Origin of the sequence: Bartonella sp. AA126HLJHH, from assembly GCF_042197425.1 — a bacterium.
Classification (GTDB): Bacteria; Pseudomonadota; Alphaproteobacteria; order Rhizobiales; family Rhizobiaceae; genus Bartonella.
On sequence record NZ_JBHIRU010000077.1, the window covers coordinates 1 to 1,605 of the forward strand.

Sequence of the window (1,605 nt, forward strand, 5' to 3'; positions counted from 1 at the left end):
GAAGCGGAAATCAAACAACAGGCAGTAAAAGAGGTTAAGCCCACCAATCAGAAGGAATTTGTCCCTTATGATGAAGAACTTACTCTCTATGCTAAAGCTGATAAGACAGTACAAGCTGGTCAAGCAAGTATAGTCGTTGAATTTGTAACCAATCACTGAAATTGAGGGGAGAGATTTATTAACTCCCTCTCAGTTTATGAAGTAGAAGACTGTACAGAGAGTTGCAAATTAAGGGCAGATAAGACAGCGACTAAGGTAGAAAGTTTAGGGTCACCAGTCTTACTTAAAGAGCGGTATAATCCACTGCGTTCGCGATTGGTTTCTTTTGCTAAGGCACTCATATTTTGAGCACGTGCAACAATACCAAGGGCATCTGCTATATGAGAGGCATCACCGGTTTTAAAGGCTTCATTAAGAAATGCTTGTTGTACCTCAATGTCTTCAAGATATTCTTCTGGTTTAAAGGGGGTTATTTTCATCACTGTACTCCTCTTTTAACTTTAATGCTTGTTCAATATCTTTTTTCTGCGTTGATTTATCTCCACCACATAACAAAAGGATAAAATCAGAGCCTTTTTGGGTAAAATAAATTCGGTAACCAGCACCATAATGGATACGTAATTCACCTATGCCATTAAAGAATTTAACATCACCGAAAAGACCCTGTTTTAAGCGGACAATACGTTGAAGAATAATAGCCTTAACGCTTTTATCTTTAAGTTTCTTAAGCCAAGTATCAAATTCTATCGTTTTATGAATGAATACCATTTGAGTACTATACTACACAAACTATATAATATCAATAGTAATAATTTTTACTGAAAGGTATTTTGATGACACGTCATTATATTCGGGTTAAGACCGGAGGACCGATACCAGTAAAGCGAGATGTTTATCGTCATAAGAGAACACTTTCGCACTTAGTGTCGGTTATTCAAGATGAGATTGATGACATAGCCGATGAGTATGTTCAACAAATCCAAGAAAGCATTTTTGCAGCCATTCGTTTTTGTGAACGGGAGACCTTTTACTTTAACGAAAGCCGTGATGTGGTGTTTGAGACACGGGCGGGACAAGGTGTTTATGATGCAAGCACTACCAGCCATATCGAAAGTGCTGTTAAAATCAAAAACGTTTATCTGAGTTCTGATCAACATCATAAGTTTGCCTTGGAATGTAAGGACCATGTTTCTTTAGAGCCTTTGTTATCATCAGAGCAGCAAGGAACGCCGGTTTGTTACAGTTATTTTGATAGGAAATTACATCTTTATCCCACGCCGGATAAAGCCTATCAGATTCAACTCATTCTCTCTCCATTGCGTTTATCAGAGATAGTACTCAGTATAATATCAAAAAACACAATAAAGTCAATAGGTTGTGTGAAGTTATTTTATATGAATCCACTTAAGAATCCACATTTTTATACGTGATTCATTTGACCATTTTTTATATAAGATTGGCATGTATGAATAGACCATAAAAAGCAAATCATGATGTAAATATTATAACGCATGTGTGTATTCAAATAAAATGAAAAGCCGATATCATTCATAACAGTTCATAAATTTTATGATACGTTTTTATCACAGCACAAATCACATTGTT

Annotated in this window: 3 protein-coding genes; 1 reads left to right on the plus strand and 2 read right to left on the minus strand. The window is 35.9% G+C overall.

The window, feature by feature from the left end:
* Positions 1–194 precede the first annotated feature (194 nt).
* Together ACFIQC_RS09725 and ACFIQC_RS09730 are read right to left on the minus strand one after the other, a co-directional pair.
* On the minus strand, positions 195–479 hold the full coding sequence (locus ACFIQC_RS09725) for an addiction module antidote protein (RefSeq protein ID WP_375621740.1): 285 nt from the start codon (positions 477–479) through the stop codon (positions 195–197).
* Positions 460–768, minus strand: coding sequence for a type II toxin-antitoxin system RelE/ParE family toxin (locus ACFIQC_RS09730; RefSeq protein WP_375624281.1), 309 nt, complete (start codon positions 766–768; stop codon positions 460–462). Before ACFIQC_RS09730 ends, ACFIQC_RS09725 begins: the two co-directional genes overlap by 20 nt.
* 65 nt (positions 769–833) lie before the next feature.
* On the opposite strand from ACFIQC_RS09730, the gene ACFIQC_RS09735 reads away from it, so the two are divergent.
* Positions 834–1,430 (plus strand): hypothetical protein, encoded by a 597-nt coding sequence (locus ACFIQC_RS09735; protein WP_375630617.1) that lies wholly within the window; start codon positions 834–836, stop codon positions 1,428–1,430.
* The last annotated feature ends 175 nt before the right edge of the window (positions 1,431–1,605 follow it).

Bases quoted from the DNA above. Each gene is read 5' to 3' on its own strand.
- ACFIQC_RS09735 (WP_375630617.1), top strand. From the start codon at position 834: ATGACACGTCATTATATTCGGGTTAAGACCGGAGGACCGATACCAGTA.
- ACFIQC_RS09725 (WP_375621740.1), bottom strand. From the start codon at position 479: ATGAAAATAACCCCCTTTAAACCAGAAGAATATCTTGAAGACATTGAG.
- ACFIQC_RS09730 (WP_375624281.1), bottom strand. From the start codon at position 768: ATGGTATTCATTCATAAAACGATAGAATTTGATACTTGGCTTAAGAAA.